Genomic DNA, 20,486 nt, shown 5'->3' on the forward strand with positions numbered 1-20,486 from the left:
GTTCCTTGGCTGAGTCAGTGAGGCCGCGCGACGCCGCGCAGCAGGTTGGCGCTGAGTTTGTCGGCGTTGCAACTGGCGACATTGGCCAGCGAGACCATGCCCACCAGGCGCTTGTCGCGATTGACCACCGGCAGGCGGCGTTTTTCGATCTGGGCCATGTTCTTGGCCACATGGTCGATCTCTTCGTCGTCGAAGCAGTAGCGCACCTCATCGCTCATGATCCGGCTGACGGGCGTGTTCAGGTCCATGCCGTCGGCCATGGCCCGGACCACCAGGTCGCGGTCGGTGATCATCCCGGCCAGGCGGTCGGCCTGGTTGATGATCAAGGCGCCGATGTCGGCTTGGCGCATGATCTGCGCCACTTCGCTCAGGGGGGTATCGGGGGAGCTCGTGCGTACTTCCCGACTCATGAGTTCATTGATTTTCATCGTTGAATCTCCTTTCTCTCGGGTTTGACAGCAAGCCACGGCCCGGGCGTCGTGAGTGGTTTACGGCGACCGGACGGGCTCCTCACTTATTGTGAAAATCGGGGTTGGCGATGGTTCAGGATTTTTGCTGGAGGGGTTGAAAGGCTGCACTTTTATGAAGCCGCTCGTGCAGGCTCGCACCATCGCAAGGCAGTTGTTGGCGCTTGCGAGACCGAAGCGAATACCGCTCGGCTTGCGGTGACTGAGCGGGCGTCTTCGCGGGCAAGCCCGCTCCCACAGGGGATCGTCGGTGGCGGGGAGGGCGTGGACAGGGTTGCCGATGAGGTTTGGCACGCTCGCTGCAAGAGGCTATCCAGGCCCGCCGTGAACACAGTCGAGTGGGCCGCCCCGTCGGTCAACGATGATCGAGTGCCAGCAGGCCGGGGGATAACGGTAGGTCGGGGCGCAGTCGCCGGGCCGATACCGCACAGAACAGGCAAAGACGCCTGGAACCGCAAGGTTTCAGGCGTCTTTTTTTTGCTTTCAACATCGTGATGGGCTTTTGTCGGGTGCTTTTTATGAATTCCAACGTTGCTTCCCTGAACAAGCTGCAAACGCTGATCGTGATCGGCAATGGCATGGTCGGCCATCACTGCGTCGAACAATTGATCGAGCGCGGTGCCCTCAATCATTACCGCGTGCATGTGTTCAGCGAAGAGCCGATGCGTGCCTATGACCGCGTGCATCTGTCCGAGTATTTCTCCGGGCGTGATGCCGAGTCCCTGGCCTTGGGCGAAGCGTCGTTGTACCAGACCCCGGGCGTCACGTTGCACCTGGGTGTACCTGTGTTGGAAATCGACCGCCAGGCCCGTGAAGTCGTGACAGCCGGCGAGCGTGTCAGCTACGACAAACTGGTGCTCGCGACCGGTTCCTATCCCTTCGTGCCGCCGATCCAGGGCGCTGAAGGCGATTCGTGCCTGGTCTATCGCACCCTGGAAGACTTGGACGCGATCCGCGCCGCCGCCAGCAATGCCCGCCGTGGCGTGGTGGTGGGGGGTGGTTTGCTGGGCCTGGAAGCGGCCAACGCCCTCAAGACCCTCGGCCTGGAAGCCCATGTGGTGGAATTCGCCCCACGGCTGATGCCGGTGCAGTTGGATCCGCAGGGTGGCCTGGCACTCAAGGCGCGCATCGAAAGCCTGGGCGTCGGCGTGCACCTGTCCAAGGGCACCCAGTCCATCAGTGCCGGTGAGCAGTACCGTTATCGGATGAATTTCGGTGACGACGATTTCCTGGAAACCGACCTCATTGTGTTCTCCGCAGGTATCCGTGCCCAGGATGCCCTGGCTCGCCAGAGCGACCTGCAGATCGGCCCACGCGGTGGCGTGGTGATCGATGATCATTGCCAGAGCAGCGATCCGGACATCTACGCCATCGGCGAATGCGCGGCCTGGAACGGCAGCATTTTCGGCCTGGTCGCCCCCGGCTACCAGATGGCCCGCAATGTCGCGGCCACCCTGTGCGGCGCAAGCGCTGAAGCCTTCACCGGTGCCGACATGTCCACCAAGCTCAAGTTGCTCGGCGTGGACGTCGGCTCCATTGGCGATGCCCATGGCAACACGCCGGGTTCGCGCAGCTTCCAATTCATCGATGAAACCAGCGCCAGCTACCGGCGACTGGTGGTGGACGCCGCCGGCAAGCACGTGATCGGCGCAGTGTTGGTGGGTGACAACAGCTACTACGACACCTTGCTCCAATACATGCAGAACGGCATCGTCTTGCCCAAGGATGCCGCCAGCCTGATCCTGCCATCGTCCGAGGGCGCTCCGACCCTGGGCCCGGCGGCGCTGCCCGAAACCGCGACCATTTGCTCGTGCCACAATGTCACCAAGGGCTCGATCTGTTCGGCCATCGACGGCGGTTGCACGGATCTTGGCCAGCTCAAATGCGACACCAAGGCCGGTACCGGTTGCGGTGGTTGCGCGGCACTGGTCAAGCAGGTGTTCGAGCATGAATTGATTGCCCGTGGCGTCAGTGTCGACAAGAGCCTGTGCGAGCATTTCGCCTACACCCGCCAGGAGTTGTATGCACTGGTGCGGGTGGAAGGCATCATCAGTTTCGAAGAACTGTTGGCCAAGCACGGCCGTGGCCACACCGGCTGCGACCTGTGCAAACCGGCGGTGGGCTCGATCCTGGCGTCGTGCTGGAACCAGCCGATCATGGACCCGTCCCTGGTGCCGTTGCAGGACACCAACGACACTTTCATGGCGAACATGCAGAAAAACGGCACCTACTCGGTGGTGCCGCGGATTGCCGGTGGGGAGATCACCGCTGACAAACTGATCGCCATCGGTGTGGTCGCCAAGAAATACGCCCTCTACACCAAGATCACCGGCGGCCAGCGCATCGACCTGTTCGGCGCCCAGTTGCACCAGTTGCCGGACATCTGGTCCGAGCTGATCGAAGCCGGCTTCGAAACCGGCCACGCCTACGGCAAATCCACGCGCACGGTGAAATCCTGCGTGGGCAGCACCTGGTGCCGCTACGGCGTGCAGGACAGCGTGCAAATGGCGCTGACCCTCGAGGACCGCTACAAAGGCCTGCGCTCGCCGCACAAGCTCAAGTTCGCGGTCTCCGGTTGCACCCGCGAGTGCGCCGAGGCCCAGAGCAAGGACGTCGGCGTGATCGCCACCGAGAAGGGCTGGAACCTCTACGTGGCCGGCAACGGTGGCATGCGTCCGCGTCACGCCGAGCTGTTCGCCACGGACCTGGACGACGCCACGCTGATCCGCTACATCGACCGCTTCCTGATGTTCTACATCCGCACCGCCGACAAGTTGCAACGCACATCGGTCTGGCGCGAAAGCCTGGAGGGCGGCCTGGACTACCTCAAGGACGTGATCATTCACGACAGCCTGGGCCTGGGCGCCGAGCTCGAAGCGCAGATGCAACTGGTAGTCGACCGCTACGAATGCGAATGGGCCAATGCCCTGAAGGCCCCGGAGAAGCTCAAGCGTTTCCGTACCTTCGTCAACGACAAGCGCGGCGATCCGGACGTTCACTTCGTCCGCGAGCGCGGCCAGCGTCGGCCAGTGCATGCCCATGAACTCCACTTGATTCCCGTTACCGAGGAGGTGCTCTGATGAGCCAGTCAAACGTCGTTCGTATCGCTCAAGAATCCCTGCAATGGCGCGCCCTGTGCAGCCGCGAGGATCTAGTGCCCAACTCCGGCGTCGTCGCCTGGCACGCTGGCAGCCAAGTGGCGTTGCTCTATCTGCCGGAACATGAGGACAAGCCGCTGTACGCCATCGACAACCGCGACCCGAAGTCCGGCGCGAACGTCATCGGCCGCGGACTGTTGGGCAGCATCAAGGGTGACCTGGTGATTGCCTCGCCGATGTACATGCAGCATTTTCGCCTGGAAGACGGTCATTGCCTGGAATACCCGGAACACAGCCTGCGGGTGTGGCCGGTGCGGCGCCACGGTGATGTGGGGGAGATTGGCGAAGACTGATCCGTGCTATGCCGGCTGTTGTGGTGCTCCTGCAGTGCTCTAGCAGTGCTCTTATGGTGCTCTAGCAGTGCAGTGCTCTTGTGGCGAGGGAGCTTGCTCCCGCTGGACCGCGCAGCGGTCCCAAAATCTTGCGGTCGCTGCGCAACCGAGCGGGAGCAAGCGCCCTCGCCACGAACAGCGGGTCACTTTTTACTGAAATTGGGGATGAACAATGAAAACCGCCGCCCAACTGGTCAGGCTCAAGAGCGTGCAGAACCAGCAAGTCCACAGCATCGCCCCCGAGCAGACGGTGCTCGAAGCCCTGCAAATCATGGCCGAGAAAAATGTCGGCGCATTACCCGGGATCGAGGACGGCCAGGTGGTGGGGGTGTTCAGCGAGCGGGACTATGCACGCAAGATGGTGCTCAAGGGACGCTCATCGGTGGGCACGACCGTGCGCACTATCATGAGCGCCCCGGTGATCACCGCCGACAGCCAGCAGAGCATCGACCGCTGCATGGAAGTCATGACCGACAGCCATTTGCGGCACCTGCCGGTGCTGGATAACGGGCAGTTGATCGGCCTGTTGTCCATCGGCGACCTGGTGAAAGAGGCGATTGTCGAGCAGGCGGACTTGATCCGGCAGTTGGAGCATTACATTCGCGGGCATTGACCCCGATTTTTCGAACACAACGGCACTTGTGGCGAGGGAGCTTGCTCCCGCTGGAGCGCGCAGCGGTCCCAAAATCTTGCGGTCGCTGCACAACCGAGCGGGAGCAAGCTCCCTCGCCACAACAGCAGTTCACCGCAAGCCTACTTTGCATCCACCCCAATCCAGTGTGGGAGCGAGCTTGCTCGCGATAAGGCCTTTTTCAAGCCGCTCCCTTCAGCCCAACATCAACAACTGCCGGATAAGATTCGGCGTACTGCCAGTCCAGCGCTTGAACGAGCGCCGGAAGTTCGCCGTGTCGTTGAAGCGCAGGTACTGCGCCACTTCCTCGTTGCTGAACCCCTTGACCTGATACAGATACAGGGCCACATGGGTGTGCACCCGGTCCACCTGTTGCTGGAACCCGGTGTGGTGCTTGTGCAATTTGCGCTTGAGGGTCGCCGGGCTCATGGCGAAGGCCTGGGCGGTCTGTTCCAGGCTCGGCGTCTGCTGCACATGGGCGTGCAGGTAGTCGTAGAGGCAATCCAGGATACTTGAGGCGAAACCCAGTTGATCGAGCTGGTCCCGGGCTTCGATCCGCGCCACCTGGCCGGCGGTGGCCGAGACGTTGGGCCAGGGCTGGGCGAGGCAGTGACGGGGAAGGCGCATCAGGTCCAGAGGGCGGTCGAATTGGGTGTGCTCACCCAGGTGCACCCAATATTGTTCGACGTAACGCGGCTCGCCGTGGCGAAAACTGCACTGCCAGGGCAAGCGTTCGCCGCTGAGCCAGGCACTCATCGCCACCATCGAGGTCATGCTCGCTTCCAGCACGAAGCGCCATTGTTCGTCGGCACCGCAGCTGTCTAGCCAATGGACGTAGGCGTAGTGCTCGTCCAGTAGCAGCCGAGGGGCCGCCAACGGGCTGAGCAGTGCCTGCTGGTCGATCAGGGTCTGCAGGGCCTGATGCAAGTTCTGCGCGTGACGCAAAGCGTGGCTCGCGGGGCCGTAATGCCCCGGCAACAGCCGCTGGCCAAACAGGAAACTGCTGTCGCTGGCATCCAGCAGGCGCCGGCTGTTGTCGATCAGGCCGAGGAACTGCTGCGGGCTGATGCGGCTCTGTCCGGCGAGGATATCGTCATGGAATAGCCCGGTGCCGCGTAGGAGGCGATGGCTGTCGATGTCCCGCGACAATGCCAGGTCGATCAGCGCGGCAGGTTGATAGTGTCCCGGAATGAAGCGGCTATCGGTTTCGTACCAGCAGGTCTTGAGCGTCATGCGCTTTTCGCCAACGGGGTCCGGGACTGGGCGAGCGCCAGGTTCAGGCGTTTGAGCAAGGCGTCGGGGGATTCGTCGAACGCCATCACCACCGCTGTGCTGGCGGCCAGTTGGAGCCGCTCGCCGTGTTGTCGGGTCTTGTGAGCCAGGCTGCGCACCGCGATTTCCAGTTCCAGGGCCAGGCGTCGGGCCTGGCTTTCGCCGGTGTCGGGCAGCAGCACCACGAAGCGATCACCGGCCAGGCGGCACAGCAGGTCCTGGCGGCGCAGGTTCAAGACCAGTAACTGGCTGATCGCCTGCAATACCGCATCGCCTTCGCCGTGGCCGAAACGCTGGTTGATAGCGGTGAAGTTATCCAGGTCCAAGGCCAGCAGCGACAGCGGTTGTTGGCGACGACGACTGTCCTCCAGGCTGGCGGACAGCTCATGCTTGAGAAAGTCAGCGCCACCCAACGGTGTGAGCTTGTCGAACAGACGGTGCTCACGGAACAGTCGCTCGCGCTTCTCCATCTGACCATTGATTGCCAATTGTTCGCGGTGCCAGTGGTAGATGCCGAGGGTCAGCAGGATCATGCCCAGCGGCATCGGTCCGGATTCGAGCCAGTGATCCCAGGTGATGCTGTCGGGCAGGCGGATGAATTCGTCGAGGCTGTCGATCCACCAGGAAAAGAAGATGCAGCCCAGGCCCAGGACCAGGTAGTTGGTGACCCGGCCAGCCGGGCGGCTTTTGAGTACCAACCCCAGCCAGACCAACGCCAGCAGCGCCGCGCCTCCTTCACCGAGGATATCCAGCCAGACCCATTCGGCGATGGGTTTGAGTTCGCCGCTGGCCAAGTGCAGGAGCACCCCGAAGTTGGCCGCCAGCAGGAGCAGGGCGAGTTTGAACCGGTGCGGGCGGAGCACGGAGAACATGGCCGGAATCGTTTGCCAGAAGCGGACTGCGGCCCAGCACAGCAGATGAATGTGACAGTGCGGTGACGGCGAGTGATGGGGTGGGGGAGGTCGAATCAGCTCATCGGTTATCCGGATTTTTTTGCCGCAATCCTTGTGGCGAGGGAGCTTGCTCCCGCTGGGGTGCGAAGCGCCCCTCCAAAAAAACCAAGCGCCACGATACTTGCAGGCACGCCGCATCGTCCGATCTGCGGCTGCTGCGCAGCCGAGCGGGAGCAAGCTCCCTCGCCACGAGGACCCGCACCCGTCGTAAAAGAGGGTCGTATCAGCTCATTGTGTGCCGCGAATCCACTCAAAACCTACCCGCTTGGCTTCTGCGCCCCCTGCCTGTCACAGAACCGTCATTCCCCCACCCTAGCGTGCCCACCCAGTTGCCGGGCCATTGCCTGGCGGATTTCCGGATTCCTGGGGAGGATCACCATGTATCACCGCACAAGCACTGCCGGGCTCGTCGGTTTCACCGTCACCGCGTTGGCCATGGCGATTGCCAGTGAGCGACTGAGCGCCGCGGAGCAGGCGGCCGGTGCCACGGAACACGTTGAAGTGGTCGGCCAGGCGGCCAGTATCGACCAGGCCCTCAAGGAGCAGCGCAGCGCCGACAGCATCAAGAGCGTGGTACACGCCGACGGCGTGGCGCAATTGCCCGATGAAAACGTCGCCGAAGCGGTGCAGCGCCTGCCGGGTGTCAGCGTCGAGCGCGACCAGGGTGAAGGCCGGTTTGTCAGCGTGCGCGGCCTGGGGCCGGACCTCAACAGCGTGACCATCAACGGCACCCTGGTACCGGCGCCGGAAAGCGAGCGTCGCGCCGTTGCCCTGGACGTGTTGCCCTCGGAACTGGTGCAGTCGTTGTCAGTGATCAAGACCCTGACGCCGGACATGGACGCCAACTCCCTGGGCGGAACGGTGGACGTCAAGAGCCTCTCGGCCTTCGATCACAAGGGCCTGTTCTATACCGGCAGCGGCGAAGCCAGCTACGACAAGAACACCGGCCAGACCAGTCCGAAATTTTCCGGCGCCATCAGCGACCGTTTCAGTCTTGGCGATGGCATCGACAACTTCGGCGTGGCCGCGGCACTGAGTTGGCAGAAACGTGACTTCGGCTCGGACAACGTCGAAACCGGCGGCGCCTGGGACTTCGAACAAGGCTCACGCCTCGAAGAGTTCGAACAGCGCGACTACGACATCCGTCGCGAGCGGACCGGCGGCGGCTTGAACTTCGATTACAAGCCCGATGACGTCAGCAGCTATTACCTGCGCACGCTCTACAGTCGCTACAAGGACAGCGAAACCCGCAACGCCACCAGCATCGCTTTCGAAGACCCGCAGGCCGCCGGTGAACTGGGCGACGCCGAGGGCCAGCGCAGGCTCAAGCAACGGGAAGAAACCCAGGAAATCCAATCCTACGTGCTCGGCGGCGAGCGGATGTTCGGTCTGTGGACCCTGAGCGGCCAGGGTGGCTACAGCCAATCCAGCGAAGACAGCCCTGGCCACATCGCCGGCGCCACCTTCGAAGGTATCGATGGTTTCAACGGCGGTTTCCATGACAACGACAAGCCACGGCCGATCATCGGTTCGGGCTTCTACGATCCGGCCAATTTCAGCCTCGATAAGGTGGACTGGGAAGAGCAAAAAACCACCGACACCGAGAAAAACCTGCGCCTGGACCTGGCCCGGGACTATGACCTCGGGGGGTATGCCTCCCAGGTCAAGTTCGGCGGCAAAGTCAGCCGGCGGGACAAGGACAACGACCTGAACGCGTGGGTCTACGAGGACTTCGACGACCTGGGTTTCACCGACGAGCAGCTGAACCTTGGGCAGTTCCAGAAAGGCAACGTGGATTACCGCCTCGGCGGCTTCGGCCCGGGCATCAGCGCCGATGCCATCAAGCAGTTGTTGGGCGGCCTCAATCGCGATGATTTTTTTGATGAGCAAGAGTCGCGTGTCAACGACTTCAAGATGAGCGAGGACATCAACGCCGGCTACCTGATGAACACCGTCGACATCGATGACTGGCGTTTCATCGCCGGCATGCGCTACGAAGGCACCGAGTTCGAAGCCAAGGGCACCGGCGCCACCGAGGGGGTATTTACCGATACCGAGACCCGACGCAAGTACCACCACTGGCTGCCGGGACTGCATGCACGCTACCAACTGGACAAGACCACCCCGGTGCGTGCTGCGTGGACCAAATCCGTGGTGCGTCCGACCTTCGGGCAACTGGCGCCGGGGTTTGTCATCGACGATGACGAGGCCACTTTCGGCAACCCGGACCTCAAGCCGCTGGAATCGAGCAATCTGGACCTGGGCATCGAGCACTTCATGGGGCACGCGGGCACGGTCTCGGCCTTTGTGTTCTACAAGGACATCAAGAACTTCGTCTACAACACCGACCTGGCCGGCACTGGCGCCTGGACTGATTTCTCCGAAGCCCACAGTTACGCCAACGGGGACAGCGCCAAGCTGTATGGCTTGGAACTGGCCTATTCGCAAAAATTCGATTGGCTGCCAGCACCCTGGAACGGCCTGCTGCTCGGCGCCAACACCACCTTCAGCCGTTCGGATGCCGAGATCGAGGGTTTCGACCAGGCCAGTGGTACACAGCGCAAGCGCAGCATCGACTTGCCGAATCAGTCGGACACGGTCGGCAACCTGATGTTGGGTTGGGAAAACGACAAGTTGAGCCTGCGGCTGTCGGCCAACTACAAGTCAGCGTACCTGTTCGAGCTGGCATCCATCAGCGACCGCGACCATGACCTGCACGTCGACGCCCAGACCTTCGTCGATTTCAGTGCGCGTTATTCCCTGACCAAGAACCTGCAAGTCAGCCTCGAGGCCCAGAACCTCACCGACGAGTCGTATTTCGTCTACACCGGCCATCGTTCCTATAACGGCCAGTACGAAGAGTACGGCCCGACGTACAAGCTAGGGCTGACGTTTACCCATTTCTGACCACCGATGCCAATCCCTGTGGTGAGGGAGCTTGCTCCCGCGGGGCTGCGCAGCAGACCTTTCTTGTGGGCGCTACGCACCCAAGCGGGAGCAAGCTCCCTCGCCACGGAAAATAGCGAACCTGCGATTTCTGAGTTCGGCCCAACGACAAGGATTTTCCCGTTGAACACGATGTTGTCTTTACCCACACGCTACCTGCTGGCGATGCTTGTCAGCCTGGCATCGGTCACCGCCCAGGCGGCTTCCCCTGCACCCAAGCTGAAGCTGCAACCTTGGCTTCAAGCCCAGCAACTGTCGCTCAATGCCCTGGGATTCTTGCCAGGCGCTGCAACGACCGAGCGGCTGGCCAGTGCCCGCGAAGGCTTGTTCTTGCTCGATGACCAAGGTCGCGAATTGACGCGCCTGAAGGGCGCCTTCGACGGCCTCGACAGCCGTGCGCTTGGCGCGAACGTGCTGGTCGCCAGCCGCGACAGCACGCGCCAGCAAGCGTTGGTCGTCAGCCTCGATCCACACAACCGCCAGTGGGGTACGCCGTTGTACCTGCCCACGCGGGACTTCCCGGTAAACGGTCTATGCCTGTACCGCGACGAAGCGAGCAACCTGTTTGTGTTCCTGGTGGGTGAGGAGGGCAAGGGTGAGCAATGGCTGGTGGGCGCTGGCGAGCAACTGGGCGCGACGGCCCAACGGGTGCGTGGCGTGCCGTTGCCGCCGGATGCGAAGACCTGCCAGGTGCAGGACGACAGCCAGCAATTGTTCGTCAACGAAGAGCGGGTCGGCTGGTGGGCCTACCCCGCATCCTCCGAGGCCGAGACTGTGCGGGTGCCCGTGGCGATGCACGAACCATTCGGCGACATCCAGCACACGGCCGGCGCCCTGGCAACAGTGTCCGGCGGCGTGCTGGGCCTCGACCCGAAGGCCGCGCAATTGCACCTGTATCAGCCGGACGGCGAAACCTGGACACCACGCGCCAAGCTATCGCTGCCGGGCCTGAAGGAGCCGGAAAGCCTTGCGGCACGCCGGACGATAACCGGTATCGAAGTGCTGCTGCGCGACGATGATAACGGACACCTGTACCAGGGTGAACTCGACTGGCAACCCAGCCCCGCGCCGCTGGCGCCGGTCCTGCCGAGTGTCGCCGCCATCGCCCAGAGTGAACCGGTGGCCCGTCAGGGGGATGCCGCGGATGACCCGGCAATCTGGGTACATCCGACCGCGCCCGGGTTGAGTCGGGTGTTGGGCACCAACAAAAAGCAAGGCCTGCTGGCCTACGACCTGCAAGGCAAGTTGCTGCAGGCGCTGCCGGTCGGGCGCCTGAACAACGTCGATGTGCGGCCTGGCTTCAAGCTGGGCACGCAAACCGTCGACCTGGCGGTGGCCAGCAACCGTGATCGCAACAGCTTGAGCCTGTTCAGCATCGACCGTGCCAGCGGCGAGTTGCGCGAAGCGGGGGAGATTGCGACGTCCTTGAAGGAAATCTACGGCATCTGCCTGTTCCAACCGGCCGAAGGTGAACTGTATGCCTTCGCCAACGGCAAGGACGGGCGCTTCGAGCAGTACCGCCTCAGCGCGCCGGACGGCGTAGTGCGCGGCCAGTTGGTGCGCCAGTTCAACGTCGCCAGCCAGCCCGAAGGGTGCGTGGCCGATGAGCAGCGCCAGCGCTTGTTTCTGGGTGAGGAGGACGTGGGCGTCTGGACAGTGGATGCCCGGGCCGAACAGCCGGCCACCTTGAACAGTGTGATCAAGGTCGGCCCGCCGTTGCACGCCGACGTCGAAGGCATGGCCTTGTATCAGGCCGGGGGCCGCGACTACCTGGTGATCTCCAGCCAGGGCAACGACAGCTACCTGGTGCTCGATGCCGAGCCGCCCTTCGCCGTGCGCGGCGCCTTCCGAGTCGGCCTGAACGCGGCCGCAGGGATTGATGGCGCCTCGGAAACCGATGGCCTGGAAGTGACCTCGGTGAACCTCGGCGGGCCGTGGAGCCAGGGGATGCTGGTGGTCCAGGATGGCCGCAAGCGCATGCCCGAGCAGACCCAGAACTTCAAGTTCGTGCCCTGGGCCGACGTCGCGAAAGCGCTGGGCCTGCCTTGAGCGACGTTGTCATCAGCCGGTCACGAACATTTCATCGAATAACCGCCAGACAGGAGTTTCAACCATGCAAGCCACTTTGGAACACATGACGATCTGGGGCCTGATCAGCGATGCGAGTCTGCTGGTCAAGGCGGTCATGCTCACGTTGCTGCTGGCCTCGTTATTGAGCTGGTACCTGATTATCCAGCGCAGCGCCGTGCTGCAGCGCTACGAGCGGCAGCTCAACGGTTTCATACAGCGTTTCCGCGGCGCACAGGACCTGTTGCCCTTGTACCGGGAACACGCACAAGTGCGCGAAGAAGACGGTGGCGTCACGCCGATTTTCCAGGCGGGTTTGCTGGCTTTCACTCGGCTCAACCAGCCTTCCAGTACGCCCGAGGTGGTGCTGGAAGGCGTCGAGCGCTCGCTGCAGGTGGCGATCAGCGAACAGGAAGTCCACTTGGAGAAGGGTTTGCAGTTTCTGGCCACTGTCGGCTCGGTCAGTCCTTACATCGGTTTGTTTGGCACGGTATGGGGGATCATGAATGCGTTTATTGGCCTGTCCCAAGTGCAGCACGCCAGTCTCTCCACCGTGGCGCCGGGCATTGCCGAGGCGTTGATCGCCACGGCCATCGGCTTGTTCGCTGCGATCCCGGCGGTGATTGCCTATAACCGTTTCGCGGCCCGTGGCCAGACGCTGCTGACCCGTTACTACGCGTTTGGCAACGAGCTGCAGGCGCGTCTGCACCGCAAGCTGCACGGTGCCCCGGCGAACATGGCCGCGGCCGCTTGAAAGGAGAGGGCAAATGCTCGTCAAGCCACAACGAAAGCACGGCCCCAAGGCCGAAATGAACGTGGTGCCGTACATCGACGTGATGTTGGTGCTGCTGGTGATTTTCATGGTCACCGCGCCGATGCTGACCTAGGGCGTGAAGATCGAACTGCCCAAGGTCGCCAGCGAAGCATTGGCCACCGACAGTCGCCAGCAAATCCTCACCCTGTCGGTCAAGGCCGAGGGCGGTTACTACTGGAACCTGGGCGGTGAACTGGACACCCACCACCAGCCCGACAGCGCCGTGGACCTGGAGCAGATGCGCGCCAAGGTGGCGCAGGTCGTGGCCGAGCGCAGCGATACCCAGGTGTACATCCGAGCCGACGAGCATGCCGATTACGGCCGGGTCGTCGCGGCCATGGCCGCGTTGCAGCAGGGCGGCGTGAGCAACCTGGGACTGGTGACCGAGGCACCGCAATGACGGCGATGATCATGCACAGTTCTTCCTTGAGCGTGCCTGCACTGGGGCGTAGCTTCTGGAAAAACAGCCTGGCGGCAGGGCTCGCCGTGGCTTTGCACGCCGCGATAGTCGGGGCGTTGGTGTTGGGATGGCGCGTGGAGAAACCCGCCGCCGAAACGCCGCAGGTGCTGCGCACGCAACTGGTGATGCTGCCGGCGGCAGCGGTACCCGAAGCGCCTGTACCGGCGGCTGTGACCCCTGTTGCACCCGCCGCGGTCGAATCTGTCCCGCCACCCATGGACGCGCCGCGCCCTGTCCCCACCAAGCCAGCGGTGGATCCGCGAGTCCAGGCGCAGAAGCTGGAACAGGCGACACTGGCCCGCAAACGGGTCGAGGAGCAAAGGCGCGAGCAACAGGCCCAACAGCAGCAGCGCGAACGCCAGGAAAGCGAACGACGCAGGCAAGACGCCGAGCGGCAGGCTGCCGAACAGCAGCACCAGGCCCGGCAAGCGCAGGAGCTTGCCCAACAACGCCACGCTGAGCAGGCACGCCAGGCCGCCGCCGACAGCCGCAGCTACCAACCGCTGAGCAAGCAAGCCCCGGACTATCCGCAACGCGCGCTGGACAAGGGCCTGGAGGGCGATTGCACGGTGGAATACAGCGTGATGCCGGACGGTCGGATCGACAGCCCCAAGGTCATCGACGGTTGCCATCCATTGTTCATCCGCCCGTCCCTGGCCGCTGCCCAGGCGTTTCGTTATCAGCCACGGATCATCGATGGCAAGGCGGTGACGGTGCCTGCGGTGCGCAATACGTTTCACTACCGGATCAAATGATACTTGCTGAAAGGACCTGTGGGAGCGAGCTTGCTCGCGATAGGTCCAGCCCAGTCAACATCAACGGTGGCTGACCCACCGCTATCGCGAGCAAGCTCGCTCCCACAGTGCTCTGTCCCACAGGGTTCTGTATGCAGGCAGTCGGAGCGCGCAACGGTCCCAAACCTTGCGGTCGCTGCGCAACCGAGCGGGAGCAAGCTCCCTCGCCACAGGGGATGTGGTGGTCCTTACTTGCGGTAATGACTCGGCGCCACGCCCACTTCGCGGCGGAAGATCTGCGAGAAGTGACTGGCGCTGCCATACCCGACTTCCAGGCCGATATCGATGACGCTGCGCTCGGTTTCCATCAGCAATTGGCGGGCCCGGGCCATTCTCAGCTGGATGAAATATTGCGAGGGTGAGCGGCTGGTGGCGCGCTTGAACTGGCGGCTGAAGTGGTACTCGCTCAGGTCAATGGCCTGGGCCAGGTCAGCGAGGCAGAAAGGTTCGGCCAGACGTTGCTCCATCAAGCCGATGACGCGCTTGAGCTTGAAGGCGGGCAGGGCGTTGCGGCCGGACATGTCCTCGGCCTCGGCATCGAGGTAATGCCGTGCCAAATGCACCGCTATGCATTGCGCCACGCCCTGGATCAGCAAGGCACTGGGTTCACCGCGTCGGGTCAACTCTGCCCGAATCTGTTCGAGCAAGGCCGAAAGGGCTTCGTCCTGCCCGCCAGAGACTTCCCGCAACTGGATCGCGCCGCTGCCGCCGGCTTCGGCTATGGCGCGCTCCAGCAACGCCAGGCCCAAGTACACATGCATGACCACGAACGGCTCGCGGCTGGTCACGTGCCAGCGCATCTCATAGGGATCTGGGGATGAGGTCAGGAAAAAATCTGCGCGGCGCACCGTATTCGCTTCCCACTCGCCGTGGCCGGCACGTTCCTCGACAATGGCCTCCCCGGATAACACCCAGACTAGCAGCGGTTCGGCCACCGCCGGCACGACGATGTGGGCTTCGCTGCGCTCACGGACAAAGATCTCCACCAGGATCTCCTTGCTCGATACGCCGTCGGAAGTGGCCAGGCGTTCGCCGCGAATGTGCGCTTGCAGGCCGTTTGCCGATGTTCGTTCGGTGACTTCCATGCTTCGATGGCCTCGCTGAAACGGCCGCCAGGCTAGGCCGGGTCGGCGGCGGGACGGTGCTGGCGCAACAGTTCGATCTGCTGGGACGGGATCAACTCGCGCAACGCTTTATAGAGCGCGCGGGTTTCCAGCAGGTTCCAGATGCGCAGCATGGTTTCCAGCGCATCCAAGGGTTTGCTGATGAAATCCCGGGCACCGAGGGCCAGGGCCCGCAGGCGCGTGTCACGGGTCGCGTCGGCGGTGAGGACTAGGATCGGCAGGTAATCGTTGGCCGGGATGCGCCGGTTCAGTTGCTCCAGCACGGCAAAGCCGTCGAACGCCGGCATGTGCAGGTCGAGGATGACCAGGTCCGGCTCGAAGCTGTTGAACAGGTCCAGCGTGCGCAACGGTTCGGTGCTGCTCAGCACGTTGTGCAACCCTTCGCGGGCCAGCAGTTGCTCCATCAGGTCCAGGTTGGGGCGCTGATCGTCGACGATCAGAATGCGCAAGTCGCGATTCATGCGGGCTCCGGTAGATAGTGTTCGAGGTGGCCGAGGAAGGCCTGGATATGGATAGGTTTGGTCAGGATCGCCGTGGCCCCGGCGTCACGCAGGGCACGATGGGTCAGGTCGCTGGCATCGGCGGTGATCATCAGCACGGGCGTGGCCGCAGTGGCCGGGGACTGGCGCAGGCGCCGCAGAACTTCCAGGCCTTCAAGGTCCGGCAGGGTGACATCCAGCAGGATCAGTTGCGGGCTGTGCTGGCGGGCCAGGTCCAGGCCCATCTGGCCTTGCATGCTCGACAGTAACTGGATGCCGGGCCGACGCTGCATCAGGGTCTCGATCAATGCGAGGCTCGACAGGTTGTCTTCGATGCAGAGGATTTTGCCGTGATAGTCCACGGGGGCGCGCGTCACGGCCAAGGCGGCGATGGGTGGCTAGTGCGTGCCGATCACCTGGGTGGCGGGCAGTTGCAGGGTAAAACAACAGCCGTGCCCGGGCTCACTGTGGACTTGCAGGTTGCCCTGCATCATCTCCAGCAGGTTCTTGCTCAAGGACAAGCCAAGGCCGGTGCCTTCGACCTGCGGATCGGCGCCCAGGCGTTCGAAGGGCTTGAACAGTTGGCCCAGTTGTTCCGGGGCGATGCCATGGCCGGTATCGTGGACGGCGATGCTCACCTGATGGGGCTGGACGCTCACTTCGATGCGCACCTCGCCGCCGGGCCGGTTGTACTTGATGGCGTTGGACAACAAATTGAGCAACACCTGTACCAGGCGCTGGCGGTCGGCAAGCACACCGCTGTCGTCGGGCAGTGCCGGCAGGTCGACCAAGTGGATCCCGGCGTCGGCGGCCATGGGTGAAACCAGCGTCAAGGCTTCGTGCAGCACCGTCGCCAGGGCGATCGGTTCGATGTTCAAGGGCAGGCGCCCGGCCTCGATCCGGGCGATGTCCAGCACCTCGTTGATCAACGCCAGCAAGTGCTGGCCGGCCCGCAGGATGTGGCTGACCTGGGGACGTTGACCGGCGGTGGAATCCATGTCCAGCAGTTGCGCGAAACCGAGGATGGCGTTCAAGGGCGTGCGCAGTTCGTGGCTCATGCGCGACAGGAACTCGCTCTTGGCCCGGCTGGCGCTTTCCGCTTCCTCGCGGGCGGTGCGCAGGGCGATTTCGGCGGCGCGTCGGTCGGTGATGTCGCGGGTGATCTTGGAAAAACCGCGCAATGCGCCCGTGCCGGCGTACTGGGCGGTGATGACCACGCTGGCCCAGAAGCGGCTGCCATCCTTGCGACAACGCCAGCCTTCTTCCATGTAGTGGCCGTCGCGGGTGGCTTCGCGCAGGGCCAAGTCCGGGTGCGCCGGGCATTCCTCGGGCAAGTAGAACAGGGAGAAGTGCTGGCCGAGGATTTCCTGCTCGGTGTAGCCCTTGATCCGCTGCGCGCCAGCGTTCCAGGTGGTGACGTAGCCTTGGGCATCCAGGGCGAAGATCCCGTAGTCCTTCACTCCGTCGATGATCAGCCGCAATCGCTCTTCGTTATCGCGCAGGGCCCGCTCGCGTTCGGCGAGCAGCTGCCCGGCCTCCACCAGGCGCGTGCCGAGCTGGCCGATTTCGTCCTGCTCCGGCGGTTGTGGCAACAACGGTTGGCCCAAGGCCAGGCGCTGGGCGTTGCCTTGCACTTGCTGGACCCGGGCGACGATGCCCTTGGACAGGAACAGCACCGCGACAATGGCCCCCAGCAGCCCGCACACCGCCGCCAGCAGTGTGGCGAACAACAGCCGCATGCGCGTGGCCGAGGCGGCGGCGCTGCGTTCGGCCAGCAGGCCATCCTCGCGTATGCGCATGGCGCTGATCTGCTCGCGCAGCACGTCCAACACCTGTTTGTTTTCGATCAGGATCGCGGTGATGGCCTCGGGGTCGTCGCGCTTGCCGTTGCGCAACGCGAGCAAACCGTCGAGCTTGTCGGCGATCAGCGGGGTGATGGTCTTGAGATGCTCGCGCATCCTGGCATCGCGAATGTTCTGGTCCAGGCGTTGCAACGCGGCCTGGATCAACGGCGTGGCCTGTTCGTAGCTGGGCAGGAAATCTTCGCGCCGGGTCAGCAGGTAACCGCGCACGCTGGCCGCGGCCTCGGCCAGCAGGGTATGGACCGTCTGGATATCACCCTGGACCAGCAGCACCCGGCGCACGTCTTCTTCGGCCCGGGCGGTCTGGCGTTCGGTGATATAGATCAGTACCAACGACAGCAGCAGAACCACCAGGGGCAGGGAAATCACCACCAGGGCTTTGCCCCGCAACGGCAGGTCGGCCCAGCGGCGGGCGGCGAGAAACCTCATGGCCATTGCCCGGCGGGTTGCGCCACCAATCCGAGGGCCACGCCGCGCACGGCGGCCTGGGTCCGGTCGGCGGCGACCAGCTTGCCGATGACGCGCTCGACATGGGCCTTGGCGGTGCCGGGTGCGATGCCCAGTTTTTCACCGATTTCACGATTGCTGAAACCGCTGGCCACCAACCCCAATACCTGGCGCTCGCGGGCGGTCAGGGCCTGGACCTGTGGGGCGTTACCGGCACCGCGCTCGGCCATGCGGCGCAGCAGGCGCGCGCTGACCGAGCTGTTCAGCGCCTCGTCGCCTTGGGCGACCCGCTTGAGGGCGTCGAGCACTTCATCGCGGCTGGCATCCTTGAGCAGGTAGCCGACCGCACCCGCACCGATGGCGGCTTCGAGGTGGTCGGGGCTGTCATCCATGGTGAAGATCACCACTTTGATCCCGGGCTGGCGCTGCTGCAGGATCCGCGCCGCGCCGAGGCCGTTGAGCACGGGCATGCGGATGTCCAGGATTGCGATGTCCGGCTGTAGCCGCTCGCACAGGTCGAGGGCTTCTTGACCGTCGCGGGCCTGGCCGACGACCTCGAATCCGGGGCTGTCGGCGAGCATGCTGATAAAACCGGTGCGGGTCACTTCGTGGTCATCGGCCAGCAGCAGGCGCAAAGGGCGGTTCATGGCTGTACTCCCGGGGACGGTAGCGGCACGCTGGCGAGCAAGCGGGTGCCACCGCCGGGTTGGCTGCAACAGGCCAGGTGGCCGCCCAGCAAGTTGGCGCGCTCCTGCATGGCGGCCAACCCCAGGTGGCAGCTGCCGTTGGTCTCGACGGGTTGTTCCAGGGCAAAGCCACGCCCATCGTCTTCCACTCGCAGGCACGCGTGGCCATCTTTCACCGCCAGCCCCAAGTGCACATGGCTGGCCTGGGCGTGCTTGAGGATGTTGTTGATACCCTCCTGGGCGATGCGAAACAGGGCGATCTCGGTGTTCCCCGGCAGGCGCGCGCTGCTGTGCTCGGCCCAGCTTACGCTCAGGCCCGCGTCGCGCAGGCGATCGGCTTCCTTGTCGACGGCTTTGTACAGGCCGAAATCATCCAGCACGTGAGGGCGCAGGCCCCCGATCAACTGCCGCCCCTCGCCGACACAGCCCTGGGCCAGGTCGAGGATGGCTTGCAGTTCGCTCGCCAGCGCCGGTGGCAGGGATGGACAGCGACCGGCAAAACCCTGCAAACGCTGGTGCAACCCGGCCAGGTTTTGCGCCAGGCCGTCGTGCAGGTCGTAGGCCACGCGCTTGCGTTCGTCTTCCTGGGCGCTGAACAAGCGGTGGACCAACTCGGACATGGTCCGCTCGCGGGCTTGCAGGGCTTCGACCAGGCGACTGTTTTCCAGGTGCGCCGCCAACAGCGTCGCCAGTAATTGCAGCGACTCGATGTCTTCGTTGTCTGGCGCGCCGAGGGCGACGCTGTTGCCCAGCAGCAAGGCCCCGAACGTCACGCCATCGGAGGTCCGCAATGGAATCCGCAGGACCTGGGGCAGGGTGCTACCGGGGGATTCGAGCCAGTGCGGGCCGGGTGTCTGCGGCTGGGCCAGCTTGGCGAGCAGGTCGACGCGTTCCGCGCTGCCGTGGCTGGCGAGGGTGCGCAACGTGTTGTCCGGTGCCCACTCCAGCAGCAGGCCGTGGTCCATCGCCATGAACGCGCACGCCCGTTGCAATGCCCGCTGGCGCATGGCCGGCAGCGGCAACTGCATCAGTTCATGGCCGGTGCCCAGCAACAGCCCCAGGCGCGCGGCGGGGCTTTGCGACTGGCGATACTGACTGCGGATAGCCAGGGCACTGCCGGGATCATGGGGTGGGCTTTGCATGGGGAACTCCAGCGTGAAAAAGATCGGACGGTTCGCGGTGGCGCCATTAAAACGTGTCACCGGCAATGGGCCTATCTGCCGAATGGCATAGGCGATTGGCACCGATTGGCCGATGGCGAAGGTGGGGAAGGCCGGCAAAGTGGGCTCATTGAAACCCAAAGGAGCCTTCTGATGAAAATGAAAACCTGTGCCATCGCTGCTTTTTTCCTGCTGACCGCGCCGCTTGTCCAGGCTGTCGAGGCCACACCCTACGTGTATCGCACCGTGGCCGAACAGCCCAAGAACGTAAATGATCGGGAAATCGCCGCACTGTTCGACCGCTGGAACGCCGCGCTGCAAACCGGTAGCGCCACCGCTGTGACCGGTCTCTATGCCCCGGATGCGATTTTGCAACCGACCGTTTCCAACAAGGTGCGCAATACGCCGGCGCTGATCCAGGATTACTTCGAGCACTTCCTGGCGGGCAAGCCGGTGGGGCAAATCAACTACCGCGAGATCCGTCACCTGGGGCCTGACGCGGCGATGGACAGCGGTGTCTATACCTTCACCCTGACCCAGGCCGATGGTTCCAAGCGCGAAGTCCAGGCGCGCTACACCTTCCTTTACGAGCGCCTCGATGGCCAGTGGAAGATCATCAACCACCACTCTTCGGCCATGCCGGAAGTGCCGAAGACGTTGCATGCCAGTCACTGATGGCACTGCTTGCAAAGCCCGGGCTGTGGGCCCAACTGTGGGAGATTCTATGTTGCAGGGCAACCCTGCAACATAGGCTTCTGCTGGTATTCGCTCTGATTTTTCATCAAGGCAAATGCCACCCGGCAGAGCTTGCGAGCAAGCACCACCAATGCCTGG

General features: G+C 63.5%; 15 protein-coding genes and 3 pseudogenes. 9 read left to right on the plus strand and 9 right to left on the minus strand.

The features are described from left to right. Positions 1 to 14 precede the first annotated feature (14 nt). Positions 15 to 428, minus strand: a complete 414-nt coding sequence (locus tag HGO40_RS21720) for a CBS domain-containing protein (protein ID WP_250964688.1) — start codon at positions 426 to 428, stop codon at positions 15 to 17. A 557-nt stretch (positions 429 to 985) separates the two neighbouring features. Between HGO40_RS21720 and nirB the strand changes: the two genes are divergently transcribed. From nirB to HGO40_RS21735, 3 genes are all read left to right on the plus strand, one after another. After that, positions 986 to 3,547: a nitrite reductase large subunit NirB gene (gene nirB / locus HGO40_RS21725; RefSeq protein WP_250964689.1), complete on the plus strand. Its 2,562-nt coding sequence runs from the start codon at positions 986 to 988 to the stop codon at positions 3,545 to 3,547. Further along, positions 3,547 to 3,918 carry a nitrite reductase small subunit NirD gene (nirD, locus tag HGO40_RS21730; RefSeq protein ID WP_250964690.1) on the plus strand — a complete coding sequence of 124 codons (372 nt, stop codon included), beginning with the start codon at positions 3,547 to 3,549 and terminating at the stop codon, positions 3,916 to 3,918. Before nirB ends, nirD begins: the two co-directional genes overlap by 1 nt. Positions 3,919 to 4,129: 211 nt before the next feature. Then, positions 4,130 to 4,570 carry a CBS domain-containing protein gene (locus HGO40_RS21735; RefSeq protein WP_250964691.1) on the plus strand — a complete coding sequence of 147 codons (441 nt, stop codon included), beginning with the start codon at positions 4,130 to 4,132 and terminating at the stop codon, positions 4,568 to 4,570. A 213-nt stretch (positions 4,571 to 4,783) separates the two neighbouring features. Here the strand turns inward: HGO40_RS21735 and HGO40_RS21740 are convergent, their stop codons facing one another. Next, positions 4,784 to 5,821, minus strand: a complete 1,038-nt coding sequence (locus HGO40_RS21740; protein ID WP_250964692.1) for an AraC family transcriptional regulator — start codon at positions 5,819 to 5,821, stop codon at positions 4,784 to 4,786. Then, a complete protein-coding gene (locus tag HGO40_RS21745; RefSeq protein ID WP_250964693.1) occupies positions 5,818 to 6,732 on the minus strand; it encodes a GGDEF domain-containing protein in 915 nt (304 codons plus the stop codon). Before HGO40_RS21745 ends, HGO40_RS21740 begins: the two co-directional genes overlap by 4 nt. Positions 6,733 to 7,191: 459 nt before the next feature. On the opposite strand from HGO40_RS21745, the gene HGO40_RS21750 reads away from it, so the two are divergent. From HGO40_RS21750 to HGO40_RS21770, 5 genes and pseudogenes are all read left to right on the plus strand, one after another. Further along, positions 7,192 to 9,720: a TonB-dependent receptor gene (locus HGO40_RS21750; protein WP_250964694.1), complete on the plus strand. Its 2,529-nt coding sequence runs from the start codon at positions 7,192 to 7,194 to the stop codon at positions 9,718 to 9,720. 204 nt (positions 9,721 to 9,924) lie between these two features. Further along, positions 9,925 to 11,808, plus strand: coding sequence for a phytase (locus tag HGO40_RS21755; RefSeq protein ID WP_502943348.1), 1,884 nt, complete (start codon positions 9,925 to 9,927; stop codon positions 11,806 to 11,808). 64 nt (positions 11,809 to 11,872) lie between these two features. Beyond that, positions 11,873 to 12,580: a protein TolQ gene (gene tolQ, locus HGO40_RS21760; RefSeq protein WP_250964696.1), complete on the plus strand. Its 708-nt coding sequence runs from the start codon at positions 11,873 to 11,875 to the stop codon at positions 12,578 to 12,580. A gap of 13 nt (positions 12,581 to 12,593) precedes the next feature. Next, positions 12,594 to 13,040, plus strand: a pseudogene (gene tolR, locus HGO40_RS21765) (protein TolR). Further along, entirely contained in the window at positions 13,037 to 13,855 is an 819-nt protein-coding gene (locus HGO40_RS21770; RefSeq protein WP_250964697.1) for an energy transducer TonB, read from the plus strand. The pseudogene tolR and the gene HGO40_RS21770 overlap by 4 nt, the downstream one beginning before the upstream one ends. 227 nt (positions 13,856 to 14,082) lie before the next feature. Here the strand turns inward: HGO40_RS21770 and HGO40_RS21775 are convergent, their stop codons facing one another. The 5 genes and pseudogenes from HGO40_RS21775 to HGO40_RS21800 all read right to left on the minus strand — a co-directional run bounded on the left by HGO40_RS21775 (position 14,083) and on the right by HGO40_RS21800 (position 19,634). Next, the gene (locus HGO40_RS21775; RefSeq protein WP_250964698.1) at positions 14,083 to 14,979 is read right to left on the minus strand and encodes an AraC family transcriptional regulator; all 897 of its coding nucleotides are present in this window, start codon (positions 14,977 to 14,979) and stop codon (positions 14,083 to 14,085) included. 32 nt (positions 14,980 to 15,011) lie between these two features. Further along, a complete protein-coding gene (locus HGO40_RS21780; protein WP_053187808.1) occupies positions 15,012 to 15,479 on the minus strand; it encodes a response regulator in 468 nt (155 codons plus the stop codon). Beyond that, positions 15,476 to 17,788, minus strand: a pseudogene (locus HGO40_RS21790) (ATP-binding protein). The gene HGO40_RS21780 and the pseudogene HGO40_RS21790 overlap by 4 nt, the downstream one beginning before the upstream one ends. After that, positions 17,785 to 18,453 (minus strand): response regulator, encoded by a 669-nt coding sequence (locus HGO40_RS21795; RefSeq protein ID WP_250964700.1) that lies wholly within the window; start codon positions 18,451 to 18,453, stop codon positions 17,785 to 17,787. Before HGO40_RS21795 ends, HGO40_RS21790 begins: the two are co-directional and overlap by 4 nt. Continuing rightward, positions 18,450 to 19,634 (minus strand): sensor histidine kinase, encoded by a 1,185-nt coding sequence (locus tag HGO40_RS21800; protein ID WP_250964703.1) that lies wholly within the window; start codon positions 19,632 to 19,634, stop codon positions 18,450 to 18,452. Before HGO40_RS21800 ends, HGO40_RS21795 begins: the two co-directional genes overlap by 4 nt. 171 nt (positions 19,635 to 19,805) lie before the next feature. Between HGO40_RS21800 and HGO40_RS21805 the strand changes: the two genes are divergently transcribed. Then, complete coding sequence (locus tag HGO40_RS21805) at positions 19,806 to 20,327, plus strand: SgcJ/EcaC family oxidoreductase (RefSeq protein ID WP_186706812.1); 522 nt, start codon at positions 19,806 to 19,808, stop codon at positions 20,325 to 20,327. A 47-nt stretch (positions 20,328 to 20,374) separates the two neighbouring features. Here the strand turns inward: HGO40_RS21805 and HGO40_RS21810 are convergent. Then, positions 20,375 to 20,486: pseudogene (locus HGO40_RS21810) on the minus strand (IS110 family transposase); the annotation flags it as partial.

The organism is Pseudomonas sp. CG7 (assembly GCF_023701885.1).
Classification (GTDB): Bacteria; Pseudomonadota; Gammaproteobacteria; order Pseudomonadales; family Pseudomonadaceae; genus Aquipseudomonas; species Aquipseudomonas zanjanensis.

Bases quoted from the DNA above. Each gene is read 5' to 3' on its own strand.
- HGO40_RS21720 (WP_250964688.1), bottom strand. From the start codon at position 428: ATGAAAATCAATGAACTCATGAGTCGGGAAGTACGCACGAGCTCCCCC.
- nirB (WP_250964689.1), top strand. From the start codon at position 986: ATGAATTCCAACGTTGCTTCCCTGAACAAGCTGCAAACGCTGATCGTG.
- nirD (WP_250964690.1), top strand. From the start codon at position 3,547: ATGAGCCAGTCAAACGTCGTTCGTATCGCTCAAGAATCCCTGCAATGG.
- HGO40_RS21735 (WP_250964691.1), top strand. From the start codon at position 4,130: ATGAAAACCGCCGCCCAACTGGTCAGGCTCAAGAGCGTGCAGAACCAG.
- HGO40_RS21740 (WP_250964692.1), bottom strand. From the start codon at position 5,821: ATGACGCTCAAGACCTGCTGGTACGAAACCGATAGCCGCTTCATTCCG.
- HGO40_RS21745 (WP_250964693.1), bottom strand. From the start codon at position 6,732: ATGTTCTCCGTGCTCCGCCCGCACCGGTTCAAACTCGCCCTGCTCCTG.
- HGO40_RS21750 (WP_250964694.1), top strand. From the start codon at position 7,192: ATGTATCACCGCACAAGCACTGCCGGGCTCGTCGGTTTCACCGTCACC.
- HGO40_RS21755 (WP_502943348.1), top strand. From the start codon at position 9,925: ATGCTTGTCAGCCTGGCATCGGTCACCGCCCAGGCGGCTTCCCCTGCA.
- tolQ (WP_250964696.1), top strand. From the start codon at position 11,873: ATGCAAGCCACTTTGGAACACATGACGATCTGGGGCCTGATCAGCGAT.
- HGO40_RS21770 (WP_250964697.1), top strand. From the start codon at position 13,037: ATGACGGCGATGATCATGCACAGTTCTTCCTTGAGCGTGCCTGCACTG.
- HGO40_RS21775 (WP_250964698.1), bottom strand. From the start codon at position 14,979: ATGGAAGTCACCGAACGAACATCGGCAAACGGCCTGCAAGCGCACATT.
- HGO40_RS21780 (WP_053187808.1), bottom strand. From the start codon at position 15,479: ATGAATCGCGACTTGCGCATTCTGATCGTCGACGATCAGCGCCCCAAC.
- HGO40_RS21795 (WP_250964700.1), bottom strand. From the start codon at position 18,453: ATGAACCGCCCTTTGCGCCTGCTGCTGGCCGATGACCACGAAGTGACC.
- HGO40_RS21800 (WP_250964703.1), bottom strand. From the start codon at position 19,634: ATGCAAAGCCCACCCCATGATCCCGGCAGTGCCCTGGCTATCCGCAGT.
- HGO40_RS21805 (WP_186706812.1), top strand. From the start codon at position 19,806: ATGAAAATGAAAACCTGTGCCATCGCTGCTTTTTTCCTGCTGACCGCG.